This is a genomic window from Streptomyces aurantiacus JA 4570, from assembly GCF_000414115.1.
GTDB lineage: Bacteria > Actinomycetota > Actinomycetes > Streptomycetales > Streptomycetaceae > Streptomyces > Streptomyces aurantiacus_A.
In genome coordinates this window covers 17231-34772 of record NZ_AOPZ01000559.1, presented here as the reverse complement: position 1 = coordinate 34772, position 17542 = coordinate 17231, and the positions used below count along the sequence as shown (strand labels likewise).

At 69.3% G+C, this 17542-nt stretch carries 13 protein-coding genes and 1 pseudogene; 9 read left to right on the top strand and 5 right to left on the bottom strand.

The window, feature by feature from the left end:
• The 4 genes from STRAU_RS38430 to STRAU_RS38415 all read left to right on the top strand — a co-directional run.
• The coding region (locus STRAU_RS38430) for a sensor histidine kinase (RefSeq protein ID WP_037664704.1) at positions 1-660 on the top strand (660 nt) is incomplete at its 5' end.
• A gap of 95 nt (positions 661-755) precedes the next feature.
• The gene (locus STRAU_RS38425) at positions 756-1439 is read left to right on the top strand and encodes a response regulator (RefSeq protein WP_016645789.1); all 684 of its coding nucleotides are present in this window, start codon (positions 756-758) and stop codon (positions 1437-1439) included.
• Between the two features lie 69 nt (positions 1440-1508).
• On the top strand, positions 1509-1907 hold the full coding sequence (locus STRAU_RS38420; RefSeq protein WP_016645788.1) for an OB-fold nucleic acid binding domain-containing protein: 399 nt from the start codon (positions 1509-1511) through the stop codon (positions 1905-1907).
• A gap of 3 nt (positions 1908-1910) precedes the next feature.
• Positions 1911-2654, top strand: a complete 744-nt coding sequence (locus STRAU_RS38415; RefSeq protein WP_016645787.1) for a DUF3159 domain-containing protein — start codon at positions 1911-1913, stop codon at positions 2652-2654.
• Positions 2655-2765: 111 nt separating this feature from the next.
• On the opposite strand, the gene STRAU_RS38410 is transcribed toward STRAU_RS38415, so the two are convergent.
• From STRAU_RS38410 to STRAU_RS38395, 4 genes are all read right to left on the bottom strand, one after another.
• Positions 2766-3428 carry a potassium channel family protein gene (locus STRAU_RS38410; RefSeq protein WP_016645786.1) on the bottom strand — a complete coding sequence of 221 codons (663 nt, stop codon included), beginning with the start codon at positions 3426-3428 and terminating at the stop codon, positions 2766-2768.
• On the bottom strand, positions 3428-4096 hold the full coding sequence (locus STRAU_RS38405) for a potassium channel family protein (RefSeq protein ID WP_016645785.1): 669 nt from the start codon (positions 4094-4096) through the stop codon (positions 3428-3430). The genes STRAU_RS38410 and STRAU_RS38405 overlap by 1 nt, the downstream gene beginning before the upstream one ends.
• 138 nt (positions 4097-4234) lie before the next feature.
• Complete coding sequence (locus tag STRAU_RS38400; protein WP_016645784.1) at positions 4235-4474, bottom strand: hypothetical protein; 240 nt, start codon at positions 4472-4474, stop codon at positions 4235-4237.
• A complete protein-coding gene (locus STRAU_RS38395) occupies positions 4471-4827 on the bottom strand; it encodes an ArsR/SmtB family transcription factor (protein WP_037664712.1) in 357 nt (118 codons plus the stop codon). The genes STRAU_RS38400 and STRAU_RS38395 overlap by 4 nt, the downstream gene beginning before the upstream one ends.
• 226 nt (positions 4828-5053) lie before the next feature.
• Between STRAU_RS38395 and STRAU_RS38390 the strand changes: the two genes are divergently transcribed.
• From STRAU_RS38390 to STRAU_RS45025, 5 genes and pseudogenes are all read left to right on the top strand, one after another.
• Positions 5054-7282, top strand: coding sequence for an MMPL family transporter (locus STRAU_RS38390; protein ID WP_259300117.1), 2229 nt, complete (start codon positions 5054-5056; stop codon positions 7280-7282).
• 193 nt (positions 7283-7475) lie between these two features.
• Positions 7476-9533: an APC family permease gene (locus STRAU_RS38385; RefSeq protein WP_016645781.1), complete on the top strand. Its 2058-nt coding sequence runs from the start codon at positions 7476-7478 to the stop codon at positions 9531-9533.
• 206 nt (positions 9534-9739) lie between these two features.
• Complete coding sequence (locus tag STRAU_RS38380; RefSeq protein ID WP_016645780.1) at positions 9740-11071, top strand: class I SAM-dependent RNA methyltransferase; 1332 nt, start codon at positions 9740-9742, stop codon at positions 11069-11071.
• Positions 11072-11811: 740 nt separating this feature from the next.
• Positions 11812-15180: a type ISP restriction/modification enzyme gene (locus tag STRAU_RS38375; RefSeq protein ID WP_259300116.1), complete on the top strand. Its 3369-nt coding sequence runs from the start codon at positions 11812-11814 to the stop codon at positions 15178-15180.
• Positions 15181-15288: 108 nt separating this feature from the next.
• Positions 15289-15462 (top strand): annotated as a pseudogene (locus STRAU_RS45025) (hypothetical protein); the annotation flags it as partial.
• Here the strand turns inward: STRAU_RS45025 and STRAU_RS44605 are convergent.
• Positions 15459-17513: an alpha-hydroxy-acid oxidizing protein gene (locus tag STRAU_RS44605; protein WP_078621753.1), complete on the bottom strand. Its 2055-nt coding sequence runs from the start codon at positions 17511-17513 to the stop codon at positions 15459-15461. The pseudogene STRAU_RS45025 and the gene STRAU_RS44605 sit on opposite strands and share 4 nt — an antisense overlap.
• Positions 17514-17542: the final 29 nt, after the last annotated feature.

Sequence of the window (17542 nt, the reverse complement as noted above, 5' to 3'; positions counted from 1 at the left end):
CCGCTCGCCGGCATCAAGGCGTCCGTCTCCAGCCTCCGCTCGGAGGACGTGGAGTGGTCCGACGAGGACCAGGCGGAGCTCCTCGAAGGCATCGAGGCGGGCGCCGACCGCCTCGACCACCTCGTGGGCAACCTCCTGGACATGTCACGCCTGCAGACCGGCACGGTCACCCCGCTGATCCGCGAGATCGACCTCGACGAGGTGGTGCCGATGGCGCTCGGCGGCGTCCCCGACGGCAGCGTGGACCTCGACATCCCGGAGGCGCTGCCGATGGTCGCCGTCGACAAGGGCCTCCTGGAGCGCGCCGTCGCCAACATCGTGGAGAACGCCGTCAAGTACGCGCCCGAGGATGAACCCGTCTTCGTTTCGGCCAGCGCGCTCGGCGACCGCGTTGAGCTGAGGGTGGTCGACCGGGGGCCCGGTGTCCCGGATGACGCCAAGGACCGCATTTTCGAGCCGTTCCAGCGCTACGGTGACGCTCCACGAGGCAGCGGCGTCGGCCTCGGCCTGGCGGTCGCCCGCGGTTTCGTGGAATCCATGGGAGGAACCCTCGCCGCGGAGGACACTCCAGGTGGCGGCCTCACGATGGTGCTCACCCTCCAGGCGGCGGCCGGGCGACCGCCCGTCGTACCCGACCTCTCCGCCCAGATGACCTCGTGACCGCCACCGCCAGCCGCGCACGCGGCGCCGAAAGCCGCCTGAGCGGCGCCGAATGCCGCGCACGCGGCGCTGACAAGCCCGAAAGGCAGGTAGGAATGACCCGGGTGCTCGTGGTCGACGACGAGCCGCAGATCGTACGCGCCCTCGTGATCAATCTGAAGGCGCGCAAGTACGACGTGGACGCGGCACCGGACGGCGCCACCGCCCTCCAGCTCGCCGCCGCCCGCCACCCCGACGTGATCGTGCTCGACCTCGGTCTGCCCGACATGGACGGCGTGGAGGTGATCAAGGGGCTGCGCGGCTGGACGCGCGTGCCCATCCTGGTCCTTTCGGCCCGGCACAGCTCGGACGAGAAGGTCGAGGCCCTGGACGCCGGCGCCGACGACTACGTGACCAAGCCCTTCGGCATGGACGAACTCCTCGCCCGGCTGCGGGCCGCCGTGCGCCGCGCCGAGCCCACCGGGGCCGGCGAGGACGACGTGATGGTGGACACCGAGGACTTCACGGTCGACCTGGCCGCGAAGAAGGTCAACCGCGACGGCCGCGACGTACGCCTGACCCCCACGGAGTGGCACCTCCTGGAGGTCCTGGTGCGCAACGCGGGCCGTCTCGTCAGCCAGAAGCAGCTCCTCCAGGAGGTGTGGGGGCCCTCGTACGGCACCGAGACGAACTACCTGCGCGTCTACATGGCACAACTGCGCCGCAAACTGGAGGCGGACCCCGCGCACCCGCGGCACTTCATTACGGAGCCTGGGATGGGATACCGGTTCGAGCGGTAGCGAGCGGGCATATGCACAGGTGAGCGCACCCATTGTGGGGGTGTCGGTGGCCACCGGTACGCTTCCGGTATGAGTGCTGTTCCTGGATCCGGCAAGCCGACCGGTCGCTTCCGGCGCATGCTCGACCGGCTTTCGTCCTCCCAGCAGGACCTGGAGTCGCAGGAGCTGCGCGAGGACGCGGAGACGGCCGGGTGCACACGCATCGGCGACTGCCACGACCGCCAGATAGTCACGGTTACTGGTACGTTGCGCACGGTCACCCTGCGGCCGCGTGCCGGTGTCCCGGCCCTGGAGGCGGAGCTGTTCGACGGCTCCGCCGCGCTCGACGTCGTGTGGCTCGGCAGGCGCTCCATCGTGGGCATCGAGCCGGGGCGCCGCCTGATCGCGTCGGGCCGGATCTCCATAGACCGGGGCCGCAGAGTGCTCTTCAATCCCAAGTACGAACTCAGACCGCTCGGACGGGAGTAGCCGGTGACGTCAGTCGACAAGCCGACCGACCAGGCCGCGGGGGAGCACCCCCACGACACGGACACCAGGGCTCTGACGCAGGCCGCGCTGTTCGACGCCTTCGGCGGCATCCGGGGCACGGTCGAGACGATGGTGCCCGGCCTGCTGTTCGTGCTGATCTACACGATCAACAAGGACCTGCACCTGTCGGCGATCGCGGCGCTGGCCGTCGCGGTGATCCTGGTGGTGGTCCGCCTGGTCCGCCGGGACACGGTGAAGCACGCCTTCAGTGGCGTCTTCGGCGTCGCGTTCGGCGTGGCCTTCGCCATGTTCACGGGCAACGCCAAGGACTTCTACCTGCCGGGAATGATCTACGGCACCGGCCTCGGCGCGGCGTTCTTCCTCTCCGCGCTCGTGGGCTATCCGCTGCTCGGCCTGCTCCTCGGCCCGGTGTTCCGCGAGAACCTCTCCTGGCGCACCCGCAACCCCGGCCGCAAGAAGGCGTACACGAAGGCGTCCCTGGCCTGGGGCCTGATCTTCCTCGCCAAGTACGCCATCCTCTTCCCGCTCTACTGGTGGGCGGACACCGAGCAGCTCGGCTGGGTCCTGATCGCCCTGAAGCTGCCGCCGATGGTCCTCGCGGTGTACTTCACCTGGATCTTCCTGGCCAAGGCCCCGCCGCCGATCGACGTCTTCGCGGAGATGGAAGCGGCGGAGAAAGCCGAAGAGGAACGCAAGGCGGGGAAATCAAGCCCGTCCGGCGTTTGAGGACGAGGCCCGTCCGGCGTTTGAGGACGAGGCCCGAAGGGCCGATAGACGCTCACGCAGGTGGGGGCGCCCGGAACTCTCCGGGCGCCCCCACCTGCGTAAAGCCAACGGCTAGTTACGCGCAGACAGCAGGTCCTCCAACTGCTCCTCGCGCGCCTGCGCGGCCACGAAGAGGAGTTCGTCACCCGCTTCGAGCGAGTCGTCCGGTGTCGGCGCGAGAACGCGCGTACCCCGGATGATGGTGACGAGCGAGGTGTCCTCGGGCCACTGGACGTCGCCGACGCGGGTGCCCGCGAGCGTCGACTCCGGCGGCAGCGTCAGCTCGACGAGGTTCGCGTCGCCGTGGCTGAAGCGCAGGAGACGGACGAGGTCGCCGACGCTCACCGCCTCCTCGACGAGCGCGGACATCAGCCGCGGCGTGGACACCGCGACGTCGACGCCCCAGGACTCGTTGAAGAGCCACTCGTTCTTGGGGTTGTTGACGCGCGCGACGACCCGCGGGACGCCGTACTCGGTCTTCGCGAGCAGCGAGACGACGAGGTTGACCTTGTCGTCGCCGGTCGCGGCGATCACGACGTTGCAGCGCTGCAGCGCCGCCTCGTCCAGCGAGGTGATCTCGCAGGCGTCGGCGAGCAGCCACTCGGCCTGCGGGACGCGCTCGACGGAGATGGCCGTCGGCGCCTTGTCGACGAGAAGGACCTCGTGGCCGTTCTCCAGGAGCTCACCGGCGATGGAACGGCCCACCGCGCCCGCTCCGGCAATGGCGACCCTCATCAGTGACCGCCCTCCTCGGGGCCCTCGGCGAAGGCCGCCTCGACCTTCTCCACCTCGTCGGTGCGCATCATCACATGCACCAGATCGCCTTCCTGGAGCACCGTCTGCGACGTCGGCAGGACCGCCTCGCCGAGCCGGGTGAGGAACGCGACACGTACGCCGGTCTCGTCCTGCAGACGGCTGATCTTCTGGCCGATCCAGGAGTCCGACGCGTGCACCTCGGCGAGCTGCACACCGCCGGTGGGGTCGCGCCACAGCGGCTCGGCCCCGGAGGGGAGCAGCCGGCGCAGCATCTGGTCGGCGGTCCAGCGGACCGTGGCGACCGTGGGGATGCCCAGGCGCTGGTAGACCTCGGCGCGGCGCGGGTCGTAGATACGGGCCGCGACGTTCTCGATGCCGAACATCTCGCGGGCCACGCGGGCGGCGATGATGTTCGAGTTGTCGCCGCTGGAGACGGCGGCGAAGGCGCCCGCGTCCTCGATGCCGGCCTCGCGCAGGGTGTCCTGATCGAAGCCGACGCCGGTCACACGGCGGCCGCCGAACCCGGAGCCCAGACGGCGGAATGCGGTGGGGTCCTGGTCGACGACGGCGACCGTGTGCCCCTGTTGTTCCAGGGTCTGCGCGAGAGCGGAACCGACTCTCCCGCAGCCCATGATGACGATGTGCACGTCGTTACCCCGCGCTCCTCATGAACCTCGTGACCTGCGTAAATGCCCTACTCATGACTCTCGCCCTCGGCTGCTGCCCGTCATTGCTCGAGTCCACGTTAACGGCTTGGCCGCCATGGTCAGAGGTCGCGTGCGCGTTCACTCCACGGCACGGAGCATGCTCTCCATCGACTGGACCCGGACATTCAGCTCGGTGAGCTGGGTGCGGATGGCTTCCTGCTGGACCGTGGCCGAGTCCAGTGCCTTGCGGTAACCCTCCATCGCCTCCGCGTACTCGCGGTCGCGCTCACGGCTGCGCTGCGTCTGGAATCTGGCCACCGCCACGATTGCGCCGGCAAGGATCAGGAAGAAAGCGATCGGGATGATCGCGTCGCTCATTGGGGCGTCCCCTTTGGTGAGTGCTTTCCGGCTTCGCCCGACCCGTCCCGCTGGGCGTCCGCCCCGTCGAGGCGGGCAGCCGTGAGGATCGTATCGACGTTCAACTGCACGTCAAAGGGCGCGAGTTCGAAGTACTTGAGGGCCTTGCCGTCGTCGGAGAGCTCCAGTCGGCCGATCACCAGGCCGGCCTTCTCCAGGCGTTCCAGATGCATGTAGAGCAGGGGCCGGGAGACGCCGAGGCGCCGGGCGAGTTCGCTGACGTACAAGGTGCCGGTGGCCAGCTCCTTGATGATCCTCAGGCGCTGCGCGTGTCCGACGGCCGCCAGAAAGGCCAGCAGCTCCTCGCTGTTCATGGCCTGCATGGCCCGCCTTCGCGCCGTCCCGAAACCTGTCAGCCAAGGCTTACGCATGGCTTGAACCACTGTCAAACCCTCCGTCCACCGGACTCTCCCTTCCTCTCTTCGCTCCCTGACAGTTGACGTCTTCGACCTTCACCTGTCAGTCTCAACTTACACATGAAGGTGGGAGGTCGCTATGGCAGCGAGGGGGCCGGACATGGGGCGCGGCACGAGGCGGTCGATGACAGTGCGGGTGGCGCGGTGGAGCGCGCTGCACCCGTGGCGGGCGATCGTCGGCTGGTTCGTGTTCGTGGTGCTGTGCCTGGGCGTCGGCATCACGGCCGGGATGAACCAGGCGACGTCGGAGGACTTCCGCGTCGGCGAGGCCGGCCGCGCGGAGGCGCTGGCCGCCGAGGGCGACCTGCAGATCAAGCCGCTGGAGCAGATCCTGATCAGCGCCGAACCAGGGCGGCGCCTCGACGGGCGCGCCGCCGACGCGGCCGTCGCGGACGTCACCCGCCGCATGAAGGCGCTGCCCGAGGTGGCCGAGGTCGAGGCGCCCGTCCGCTCCGAGGACGGCAGGGTCGTCCGCGTCCCGGTCACCCTCAAGGGCCCGGAGCAGGAGGGCAAGAAGAACGTCGTCCCGCTCCAGGCGGTGACCGAGAAGGTGAAGAAGGCCCACCCGGACGTCGTGGTGGAGGAGACCGGCGCCGCGTCCGTGAGCAAGGGCGTCAACGACCAGCGCGGCAAGGACCTCGCGTTCTCCGAGGCCATCACGCTGCCGGTCACGCTGATCACGCTGGCCCTGGTGTTCGGCTCGGTGCTGATGGTCGGCGTACCGCTGCTGCTCGCCGTCACCTCGATCATGGCGACCATGGGCCTGGCGATGCTCGCCTCGCACCTGCTGCCCGACACCGGCGTCGGGATGAACATGATCCTGCTCATCGGCATGGCGGTCGGCGTCGACTACACGCTCTTCTACCTCAAGCGCGAGCGGGAGGAGCGGGCCCGCGCGGGCGGCCGGCTCTCCGTGGAGGCGCAGGTGGAGGCCGCCGCCGCGACGGCGGGCCGCGCGATCGTGGTCTCCGGCCTCGCCGTGATCGTCTCCACCGCCGCGCTCTACCTCGCCGGGGACGTCATCTTCGACTCACTGGCCACCGGCACCGTCCTCGTCGTGGCCGTCGCCGTGATCAGCTCGGTGACCGTGCTGCCCGCCATGCTCGTCAAGTTCGGGCAGCGCGCGGAGCGGCGGGCGGAGAAGCGCCGCGCCCGCGGCAGGACCGTGAAGGCCGACGTCGAGAAGAAGCCGGGCCGGGTGTGGAACGCGCTGCTCGCGCCCGCCCGCAAGCACCCCGTGGCCACCCTGTGCGTGTCGGTCCTCGTCATGCTGGGCCTCGCGCTGCCCGCCGCGACCATCAAGCTCAAGGACCCGGCCCGGGACAGCTTCTCCCGTGAGATCCCCGCCATGCAGGGCTACGACCGGCTGCTCCACGCCTTCCCCGACCTGCGCATCCGCTACCAGGTCGTGGTCGGCTCCGAGCCCGGACAGCGGGACCAGGTCGTGGGCGCGCTGCGCGAACTCGACCGCAAAGCCGCGGCCGACCCGCTGCTCGCCCGCCACGACCGGCCCGTGATCAAGACCTCCGCCGACGGCCGCGTCAGCACCCTGGACCTGGGCTCCCGCCACGCCACGTACTCCGACGAGGCCGTCGACGCCCTCGACCACATCCGCGACGACTACCTGCCCGCGACCGTCGGCAAGCTCGACGGCGTCGAGACGGGCGTCAGCGGTGACGTGCCGCGCGGCGTGGACTACGTGGACCACCAGAACGAGAAGCTGCCGCTGGTCCTCGGGCTGCTGCTCCTGATGACGTTCGCGATGACCGTGTACGCGTTCCGCTCGGTCGTCCTCGGGCTGCTCGGCATCGGCCTCAACCTCCTGTCGGCTGCCTCCGCCCTCGGGCTGCTCGTGCTCGTCTTCCAGGGCGAGTGGGCCGAGGACCTGCTGTCCTTCGTCTCCCTGCACGGCATCTCCTCGCGCGTGCCGCTCTTCCTCTTCGTGATCCTCTTCGGTCTCTCGATGGACTACCAGGTGTTCGTCGTCAGCCGGATCCGCGAGGCCGCGCTGAACGGCGTGCCCACGCGGCAGGCCGTGATCGACGGGATCGCCGCGTCCGCCAAGGTCGTCACGAGCGCGGCGATCGTCATGGTCACCGTCTTCGCGAGCTTCGTGATGCTGCACATCCTGGAGATGAAGCAGATGGGCTTCGTGCTCGCGGTGGCCGTCCTGCTCGACGCCTTCGTGATCCGCGTCATGATCCTGCCCGCGGCGCTGCTGCTGCTCGGCCGGGCGACGTGGTGGCCGTCCAAGGCGGTACGGCGGGCCGAGGAGCGGATCGCTCGCGGGGTCGCGGGGCCGACGGCGGACGGGGAGACACCGGCCGGGGAGCCGCTGCGCGCGGGGCGCTGAGCCGCTGCGCGCGGGGCGCTGTGCCAGCCGAGAGCCCCTGCGCGCGGGCCGCCGAGACGCGCGGCCGACGAGTTCGCGGGTGGCCCGGGCCCCGGCCCGGGCCACCCGCCGTCGCCGGGCCATGGCCGGTATTCCGCAGCACCTGGGGGTGGTGGGTGGGCGCCTCCCTGACGGAACGCTTACGATCCTCTGCGTGTCCAAACTGACCGACGTGCCCAAACGGATCCTCATCGGGCGCGCACTGCGCAGCGACCGGCTCGGAGAAACGCTCCTGCCGAAGCGCATCGCCCTCCCCGTGTTCGCGTCCGACCCGCTGTCCTCCGTCGCGTACGCCCCCGGCGAGGTGCTGCTCGTCCTGTCCGTCGCAGGCGTGTCGGCATACCACTTCAGCCCCTGGATCGCGGTCGCGGTCGTGGTGCTGATGTTCACCGTCGTGGCGTCGTACCGCCAGAACGTGCACGCGTACCCGAGCGGCGGCGGCGACTACGAGGTCGCCAACACCAACCTCGGCCCCAAGGCCGGCCTGACCGTCGCGAGCGCGCTGCTCGTCGACTACGTCCTGACCGTGGCCGTGTCGATCTCCTCCGGCATCGAGAACCTGGGCTCCGCCGTCCCGTTCGTCGTCGAGCACAAGGTGCTCTGCGCGGTCGCGGTCATCGTGCTCCTGACGCTGATGAACCTGCGCGGCGTGAAGGAGTCCGGCAAGCTCTTCGCGATTCCGACGTACGTCTTCGTGGCCGGCGTGTTCATCATGATCGCGTGGGGCGCCTACCGGGGCTTCGTCCTCGACGACACCATGAAGGCCCCGACCGCGGACTACGAGATCAAGGCCGAGCACGAGGGCCTGGCGGGCTTCGCCATGGTCTTCCTGCTCCTTCGCGCCTTCTCCTCCGGCTGTGCCGCGCTCACCGGCGTCGAGGCGATCAGCAACGGCGTCCCGGCCTTCCGCAAGCCGAAGTCGAAGAACGCCGCGACCACGCTGGCCCTGATGGGCGGCCTCGCCGTCACCATGTTCTGCGGCATCATCGGCCTCGCCATGGCGACCAATGTGCACATGGCCGAGAACCCCGCGAAGGACCTCCTCGACAACGGCGCGGCCCTCGGCGGCGACTACGTCCAGAACCCGGTGATCTCCCAGGTCGCCGAGGCGGTCTTCGGCGACGGCAGCTTCCTGTTCATCGTCCTCGCCGCGGCCACCGCGCTCGTCCTCTTCCTCGCCGCCAACACGGCGTACAACGGCTTCCCGCTGCTCGGCTCGATCCTCGCGCAGGACCGCTACCTGCCGCGCCAGCTGCACACGCGCGGCGACCGCCTCGCGTTCTCCAACGGCATCGTGCTCCTCGCGGGCGCCGCGGCGCTGCTCGTGTGGATCTACGGCGCGGACTCCACCCGCCTGATCCAGCTCTACATCGTCGGCGTCTTCGTCTCCTTCACGCTCAGCCAGATCGGCATGGTCCGGCACTGGAACCGCCACCTGGCCACCGAGCGCGACCCGGGCAAGCGGCGCCACATGATCCGCTCCCGCGCGATCAACACCTTCGGCGCCTTCTTCACCGGCCTGGTCCTGATCGTCGTACTCGTCACGAAGTTCACGCACGGCGCGTGGGTGGCGCTGCTCGGCATGGTCATCTTCTACGCGACGATGAGCGCGATCCGCCGCCACTACGACCGGGTGTCCGAGGAGATCGCGGCGGCCGAAGGCCCGTCCGACGACAGCGTCCGGCCCTCCCGCGTGCACTCCATCGTCCTCGTCTCCAAGATCCACAAGCCGACGCTGCGGGCGCTCGCGTACGCCAAGCTGATGCGCACGGACACCCTGGAGGCGCTGAGCGTCAACGTCGACGCGGCCGAGACCAAAGCGCTGCGCGACGAGTGGGAGCGGCGGAACATCAGCGTGCCGCTGAAGGTCCTCGACTCGCCCTACCGCGAGGTCACGCGCCCGGTCATCGAGTACGTCAAGTCGCTGCGCCGGGAGAGCCCGCGCGACGCGGTCAGCGTGATCATCCCCGAGTACGTGGTGGGCCACTGGTACGAGCACCTGCTCCACAACCAGAGCGCGCTGCGTTTGAAGGGGAGGCTGTTGTTCACCCCGGGCGTGATGGTCACGTCCGTCCCCTACCAGCTCGAGTCCTCCGAGGCCGCGAAGAAGCGGGCGCGCAGGCGCCAGGAGTGGAACGCGCCGGGGTCGGTGCGGCGGGGGCCAGTGGAGAAGCGGGCGAAGGAGCCGAGCAAGTCGGGGAAGAAGGGGTAGCGGGCGTACGCGCCCCCCTCCCTGCCGTCCCCCCTCCCCTCCTCCTGGCGGGCGGACGGGGGTCCGGTCCTCCTGGCGGGCGGACGGGGATCCGGCACGTAGACTGGTCGGCTGGCGTCCGGCTGTCCGAGCGGCCTACCGTCTCGTACGCCCCGTACACGCCGTACACCCCCCTTCATCCCCTTACGTTGTGGAGTCACCCCGCCATGCAGGCTGAACCGAAGAACTCGCTGGTGGGTCAGGAGTACGAGGTCGAGGTGGGCCCCGTCGCGCACGGCGGCCACTGCGTCGCCCGCACGGAGGAGGGCCAGGTCCTCTTCGTACGGCACGCGCTGCCGGGCGAGAAGGTCGTCGCGCGGGTGACCGAGGGCGAAGAGGACTCCCGTTTCCTGCGTGCCGACGCGGTGACGGTCCTCGACGCGTCCAAGGACCGCGTCGAGGCCCCGTGTCCGTACGCCGGACCGGGCCGCTGCGGCGGCTGCGACTGGCAGCACGCGAAGCCGGGGGCGCAGCGCCGCCTCAAGGGCGAGGTGATCGCCGAGCAGTTGAAGCGGCTGGCCGGGCTCACGCCCGAGGAGGCCGGCTGGGACGGCACGGTGATGCCGGCCGAGGGCGACAAGCTGCCCGCCGGTGAGGTGCCGTCCTGGCGGACCCGCGTGCAGTACGCGGTGGACGCGGAGACGGGCCGGGCGGGCCTGCGCCGCCACCGCTCGCACGAGGTCGAGCCGATCGACCACTGCATGATCGCGGCGGAGGGCGTCACCGAACTGGGCATCGAGCAGCGCGACTGGTCGGGCATGGAGTCGGTGGAGGCGATCGCGGCGACGGGGTCGCAGGACCGCCAGGTCATCCTGACCCCGCGGCCGGGCGCCCGCCTCCCCCTCGTCGAACTCGACAAGCCGGTCTCCGTGCTCCGCGTGGAGGAGAAGGACGGCGGTGTGCACCGCGTGCACGGCCGCCCCTTCGTCCGCGAACGGGCGGACGGCCGCACGTACCGCGTCGGCAACGGCGGCTTCTGGCAGGTGCACCCGAAGGCCGCGGACACGCTGGTGACGGCGGTCATGCAGGGCCTGCTGCCGCGCAAGGGCGAGACCGCCCTCGACCTCTACTGCGGGGTGGGCCTGTTCGCGGGTGCCATCGCCGACCGCGTGGGCGACGAGGGGGCCGTCCTCGGCATCGAGTCCGGCAAGCGCGCCGTCGAGGACGCCCGCCACAACCTCGCCTCCTTCGACCGCGTCCGCATCGAACAGGGCAAGGTCGAGTCGGTCCTCCCGCGCACCGGCATCACCGAGGTCGACGTCATCGTCCTGGACCCGCCGCGCGCGGGCGCGGGCAAGTCGACGGTGCGACACCTGGCGGGCCTGGGCGCTCGCCGCATCGCGTATGTGGCCTGCGATCCGGCGGCTCTGGCCCGGGACTTGGGGTACTTCAGGGAGGGCGGGTACCGGGTGCGGATGCTTCGGGCGTTTGATTTGTTTCCTATGACTCAGCATGTGGAGTGTGTGGCGATTCTGGAGCCTGCCGCGAAGGGCCTATGACCTGTATTCATGGATCCGGTAGATCTGCTCGGCCTGTTTCCGGGACCTGGTGAGTCCATCGTGTGGAGTGCGTCATGATGGCTGACTTTGTTGCGGATTCGAGGGCGGAGTTCGTGAGCGCTACTGACTCCTAGCGGTCCGCCGGATGTGCTGTCCCGTCTTGCGGGATCTGCCTGGTCAGCGAATTGACCCCGATGGTGGCAGACGCTTCTCAGGACTTTCGAGAGGTGGGGCAACGGGTGCGCCCGTCTCGTGGCTCACGCACCGTGGTTCATTGCGGTGACGGAATGAGGAGGGCCAGGACGTCGGCAGCAACCAGAAGTGGCGCGGGGAGCGTGCCTCCCGCCTGAAGCTGGCCCGTTGAAGTGCGTGTACGTGAAGATCCACCTGAGTGTTGCCGACGGGCACTCCGTCGCGTCCCGCATGTACTTCTGCGACGACGCCTCGCGCACTGGCAAGGCCCACGTCGGCTATGGCGGCTCTTCCTGACCAACACTCGCACCTGGTTTCCCAGCAGGCACGAAACGCGCCGTCCGTGCCCCTCGCGCGCCCTCTCTGCGCCCTGAGCCGGCCCTTTTGCCTCCAACAAGCTGTGTCTGCGGTGATCGGCCGTCCGCGTCCACAGCTTTGAGGGGGACAAGGTGCCGGAGGAGTGGATTCGGGCTCTCGTGGCGGACTTTGGATCCGAGTGCAGGGAGCGTCTGCGGGTCAGCGACACTGAGGCGTCCATCAGCCCGCCGGTGGTGAAGCTGGTGGAGACTTTCGGGGCGCGCTGGAAGCTGAGTCCTCGTCTTCACCCCGAGTACCCCCTGCCCGAGGCCCGGGTGCGTCCGGATTACGCAGTGGAGACCTCGGGGCGCATCACTGGTTTCCTGGAGCTGAAAGCCCCTGGTCACGATGTCACGCCCGACGGCTTCACAAAGCGAGACCGTGAGCAGTGGGAGCTGATGCGTCGGCTGCCCAACGTCCTGTACAGCAACGGCCACACTTGGTCCCTGTACCGAGGCGGTTCGCGGCCTCTCCGCACGGTCCGGCTTGACGGTGATCTATACCGGTCCGGCAGCCGGTTGCGGACGCGTGAAGCCGACGGGGCAGCGTTTCGGGATCTACTGCAGGATTTCCTCGGATGGCAGCCCCAACCCATCACCACCGTAGGTCAGTTGGTGGCGTCAATCGCGCCGCTGTGCCAGTACCTGCGTGAGGAGGTGTTGGAGCAGCTTGCCCTCGAACGCAGAGCACCGGACGGCTCCCGCAGCCAGCGGCGTGTCCCCAAGCCCTTCACCGCTCTCGCGCACCACTGGAGCAAGGTGCTCTTCCCCTCGACCGATGGACAGGACCCCGACCACCTCTTCGCCGATCGCTATACCCAGACGATCGCCTTCGCCCTGCTGCTGGCCCGGATCGAGAACGTACCGCTCACTGGCCGGAACTTTGGTGACGTTGCACGTGAGTTGAAGGCAGAGAACACGGTCATGGGTCGAGCCCTGCAGTTGCTGACAGAGACTGTAGACGCCGAGTTCGCCCGTCGTATCGACACGCTCGTGCAGGTGATCGACGCTGTCAACTGGGAGGCAATCCGTGCTCAGAAGCCTGACGCCCACGTTCACCTCTACGAGAATTTTCTACAGAAATACGATCGCGAGCTGCGTAAACGCTCCGGCACGTATTACACCCCGCCCCGCCTCGCGAGGGAGATGGTCCGCTTCACGGACGCCGTACTGCGCACCCGCCTGGGTTGCGTGGAGGGGTTCGCCGACGAGCAGGTGACGATCGTCGACCCCGCCATGGGCACAGGCACATTCCTCAGCGAGATCATCGACAGGGTCGCTGAGGAGCGCTCCCGCCGCGGGGAGGGCTTCCGCGGTGAAGCGGTGGAACAGTTGGCGGGTCGGCTGATCGGCTTTGAGCGCCAGATGGCTGCCTACGCGGTCGCCCAGATGCGGATCACCCAGACCCTCCGCGAGCAAGTCACCGACACCCAGCTCGGTGATCTACGGCTTCATCTCGCCGACACCCTCGCAGACCCCTATGAGAGGGCCACGCTCTTCACGTTTCTGCCCGATGGCGATCCTCTGGTCGAGAACACCCGCAAGGCGGACTGGATCAAGCGTGAGCAGAAGGTCACCGTCATGATCAGCAACCCGCCGGACCGTGAGAGAGCTGAGGGTGAGGGCGGTTGGGTGGAGAAAGGCCGCGAGGACGACGACAGAGCACCTCTGCTGGATGACTTCCGCCTAGGCGGCAGAAACGGAGTGCATGAGAACAAGCTCAAGAACCTGTATGTCTACTTCTGGCGCTGGGCCACCTTCAAGGTCTTCGAACAGCATCGTTCCGAGTCGGACCGCGGAATCGTCGCTTTTATCAGTACTGCGGGCTTCCTCAGCGGCCCTGGTTTCCGGGGGATGAGAAAATACCTGCGTGAGACTTGTTCGGAGGGTTGGATCATCGACCTTAGCCCGGAGGGCATCCAGCCGCCGATGCGGACACGCCTCTTCGAGGGCGTGCAGCAGCCACTGGCGATCGCTGTGTTCGTCCGCAGCAGGGCGGACACCGAACTCGCCCACATCAGGTACGTGGCCCTGGACGGAAGCACCCGTGACGAGAAGTACGCGCAGTTCGAGGCCCTCGAGCCGGACAGTCACCAGTGGCGGCCGGTGCGCCAGGACGTCCATGCCCCGTGCACGCCCACCCCACGCGGAGCATGGGATACGTACCCCTCCTTGGGTGACCTGCTGCCATGGACTCTGCCCGGCATCTTGCCGAAGAGGACGTGGGTCTACTCCCCGGACTCCGACACGCTGCGCTCCCGATGGCGTCGGCTGACCACCGAGACGGACATTGCCGAGAAGCGTGCTTTGTTCAGGGAGACCCAGAGCCGTACCGTCGACAGGCAGGTCAAGCCCCTCCCAGGGGCAGCACAGCGACGGCGGTCGATGCTGGAGGCGGGCCCCGAGTGCCCGAAACCGGTACTTTTCGCCTTCCGCCCCTTCGATCGACAGTGGATCATTCCGGACAACAGGGTCCTCGACAGATGCTCGCCGGAGCTGTGGGAGAACCGGGCCGGTGGGCAAATACACATCGTCGAGAAGCACTCCGGACGTTTCGGTGACGGCCCCGCCACCCTGTTCACCGCGCTGATGCCGGATATGGATCACTTTGCTGGCTGGGGTGGTGGCAGGGTGATCCCCCTCTTGCAGAAGGATGGCACCTCCAATGTGGTTCCCGGCCTTCTCCAGCACCTTTGTAACTCCTACGGTGGCGTGCCTGTCACCGGCGAGGACCTGGCCGCGTATATCGCCGCGATCACGGCTCACCCCGGATTCCGCTCCCGCTTCGACGACGAGCTCACCACCAACGGTGTGCGCGTGCCCCTCACCGGTGACGTTGCACTGTGGTCGGAGGCGCTGCATATCGGGCGGAAGGTGATCTGGGCCTCGACCTTCGGCGAGAGGTTTGTGGACCCGGTGGTGGGGAGGCCCGGTGGGGCCCGTCAGGTCTGGGCGACCGCGCAGCCGGAGATCACGTACCGGAGGCAGGTCGGTGGGGATGAGTTACCCGAGCGTTTTGTCCACGACGCCGAAGGTCTCGAAATCCATTTCGGCCAAGGCGTCTTCGGTCCGGTGACTCAGGAAGTGCGGGAGTACCGGGTCAGCGGGCAGAACGTTCTCGACGGCTGGTTGAAACGCAGGACCGGGCCGCCGTCTCGCAGGGCCGTCAGCCAGCTGGACCACATCAGGCCCGACCGGTGGCTCCCTGCCTGGAGTGAGGAACTCCAACACGTGCTGGCCGTCCTGTGGCATTTGGTCGCGCTCCAGCCGGCTCAGGATGAGCTGCTCGAAAGTGTTCTCGCATCACCGTTGGTGAGCGTCGACGAGTTGCAGCGTCGGAACGTCCTGCCCGTTCCGCACACTGCCCGTCGTTCCGCTCCCGCGCCAGCACAATCCGACCCTATCCCCGGGACGGAAGGGATCGAGGCGCGCGAGCCGCACGCTGTCAGGCCACTCACTGCGGAAAGGGACTCGTCGGCCACAGCTCCGAAGCCGGGGTTACGGAGGAACCGGAAATCTGACGCTACGCAGGCACCCCGAAAAAAGCGGCAAGACCCGTAGAACTACTGCCTGAACCGGGCGTCAGGTGCGGGAGACTGACAGAACTCAAGCTCTGCTCCTCCTGGCCCCCGCCCAGCGGCCGGACACCGTTGGGCGGAGAGCCAGAGGGTGCGCGGGCGGTCTGCCGGAGCAGCGCGCTGGGGCCGCCGGTGCGTGACTCGGGGGCGTCGTACGCCATGTTGCTCGGACGCTGGACGTCTTCCTGCGGCACAACGGTTCGTGGGCGCGCGCACCGTCAAGGCCCTGCATCTGCAGGTGAACACCGTCCACTACCGCATTCAGCGCCTGGAGGCCCTCACCGGACGATCTTCGGGCAGCGGCCCCCGCAGGACCACCAGTTCGCGTGTGATGTCCGCGACGGACGGGCAGCCGGTGAGTGTCATGGCCAGGTCCAGGTCGGCGAGGAGGCATCTCAGGGCGTGGGCTGCGCCCGCCTGGCCGTTCAGGGCGAGGCCGTAGACGTAGGGTCTGCCGTAGAGGACGGCGTCGGCGCCCAGGGCGAGGGCCTTGACTATGTCCGTGCCGGTGCGGATGCCGGAGTCCATGAGGACCGGGACGTGCGGGCCGACGGCGGCGCGTACCGCTGGTAGCGCGTCCAGCGCGGCCACGCCGCCGTCGAGTTGGCGGCCGCCGTGGTTGGAGACCACCACGCCGTCGGCGCCCGCGGCCAGTGCGCGGTGGGCGTCGTCGGGGTGCTGGATGCCCTTGATGAGGAGGGGCAGGTCCGTCCATCGGCGCAGCCGCGGCAGGTCGTCCCAGGTGAGGGTGGGGTTGGATGCGATCTTCGCCCAGTGGGCGACGGTCGCCATTTCCCCGGCTTCCTCCGGGAGTTGGGACCGGAACACCGGGTCGCTCGTGAAGTTGGCGATGCCCTCGCCGTGTACGAACGGGAGGTACGCGGTGTCCAGGTCCGAGGGACGGTAGCCGAAGGTGGGGTTGTCCACCGTGACCACGATCGCCGTGTACCCGGCCGCCGCGACCCGGCGTACCAAGGACTCGGCCACCGCCGGGTCGTTCGGCCAGTAGAGCTGGTACCAGCGCGGCTGCGAGTCCGCCGCCCCCGCTGCCTCCGCCGCCTGCGCCACGTCCTCCAAGGAGTGCGAGGAGAACGAGGAGAGCACGAACGGCACGCCCACCTCGGCGGCGGCCCGGGCCGAGGCCAGCTCGCCCTCGGGGTGCGCCACCGTCTGCGCGGCCACCGGCGCGAGCAGCACCGGCACGTCGAGGCGCCGGCCGAGCAGGGACACCGACAGGTCGCGCTCGCCGCCGCCCTTCCACATGCGCGGCAGGAGCCGCCACTGGTCGAACGCCTCGCGGTTGGCGCGGCCCGTCGCACCGGTGCCCGCGTCGCCCGCGACGTACGCGTGCGCGCGGGGCTCCATGACCGCGCGCGCCGCGTCCTTCAGGGTCGTCAAGTCCGTGGACAGCCTGGGCCTTTCGCCCGCGATCCCGGCCAGGTAGATCTCCCGGACCAGTTCGGCACGGGGCGCGCGCGGTGCGGTCGGCGCCGCTTGCGCCGGGGCCGATGCTTGCGCCGCGGTCACCGGGTCCGGTGCCGTTGCCGCCTTCTTGAGGTCCTCACGGATGTACCGGGTGAGCAGCGGCGCCGCCCCCGAGTCCCGCTCGGTCAGGGCGAAGTGGCCGCCGGGCAGCGGCTCCAGGGCGTACGCGCCCCGGGTGTGGCGGGCCCAGCCGGTCATCTGCTCGGCGGTGTTCTTCGGGTCGTCCTCGGCGAGCAGCACCGTGAGGGGCGCCGCCACGGCGGCACCTTCCGCGCAGCGGTAGTTGCCGAGCGCCTCGTTGTCGCCGCGCATCAGGCGGACCATCTCCGCGACGGTCCCGGGGTCGTCGAGGAGCGCCTCCGGTACGCCGCCGAGCCACCGCACATGCTCGACGATCACGTCGTCGCCGCTGTCCTCGGGCGTGCCCGCCTTCCAGTCGGCCGAGGGCGGCCAGGCCGCCGACGCGAACAGCCGCTCCAGGCCGCCCCGTTGCCCCAAGTCGCCCCGCCGCTCCAGGAGGCGGGCCGCCTCGAACGCCACCAGGGAGCCCAGGCTGTGCCCGAGCAGGAACAGCGGCCGGTCGTCGCACCCGGCTCCGGCGAGCGCCTCCACGGCGCCGGCCGCGAGCGTCGTGATGTCGTCCGCGAACGGCTCGGCGCGCCGGTCCTGGCGCCCCGGGTACTGGACGGCCACCACCTCGATGTCGGCGGGCAGCGCCGCCGAGAGCGCGGTGAACGCGACCGCCGCGCCGCCGGCGTGCGGGAAGCACACCAGGCGCGCCTCGGCGTCCGGCTTCGGATGGAACGTACGTAGCCACGTGGTGCGAGTCATGCCTTCGAGTCCTGTCCTTCGGGCTGGGG

Bases quoted from the DNA above. Each gene is read 5' to 3' on its own strand.
- STRAU_RS38390 (WP_259300117.1), top strand. From the start codon at position 5,054: ATGACAGTGCGGGTGGCGCGGTGGAGCGCGCTGCACCCGTGGCGGGCG.
- STRAU_RS38425 (WP_016645789.1), top strand. From the start codon at position 756: ATGACCCGGGTGCTCGTGGTCGACGACGAGCCGCAGATCGTACGCGCC.
- STRAU_RS44605 (WP_078621753.1), bottom strand. From the start codon at position 17,513: ATGACTCGCACCACGTGGCTACGTACGTTCCATCCGAAGCCGGACGCC.
- STRAU_RS38410 (WP_016645786.1), bottom strand. From the start codon at position 3,428: ATGAGGGTCGCCATTGCCGGAGCGGGCGCGGTGGGCCGTTCCATCGCC.
- STRAU_RS38380 (WP_016645780.1), top strand. From the start codon at position 9,740: ATGCAGGCTGAACCGAAGAACTCGCTGGTGGGTCAGGAGTACGAGGTC.
- STRAU_RS38400 (WP_016645784.1), bottom strand. From the start codon at position 4,474: ATGAGCGACGCGATCATCCCGATCGCTTTCTTCCTGATCCTTGCCGGC.
- STRAU_RS38395 (WP_037664712.1), bottom strand. From the start codon at position 4,827: ATGAACAGCGAGGAGCTGCTGGCCTTTCTGGCGGCCGTCGGACACGCG.
- STRAU_RS38420 (WP_016645788.1), top strand. From the start codon at position 1,509: ATGAGTGCTGTTCCTGGATCCGGCAAGCCGACCGGTCGCTTCCGGCGC.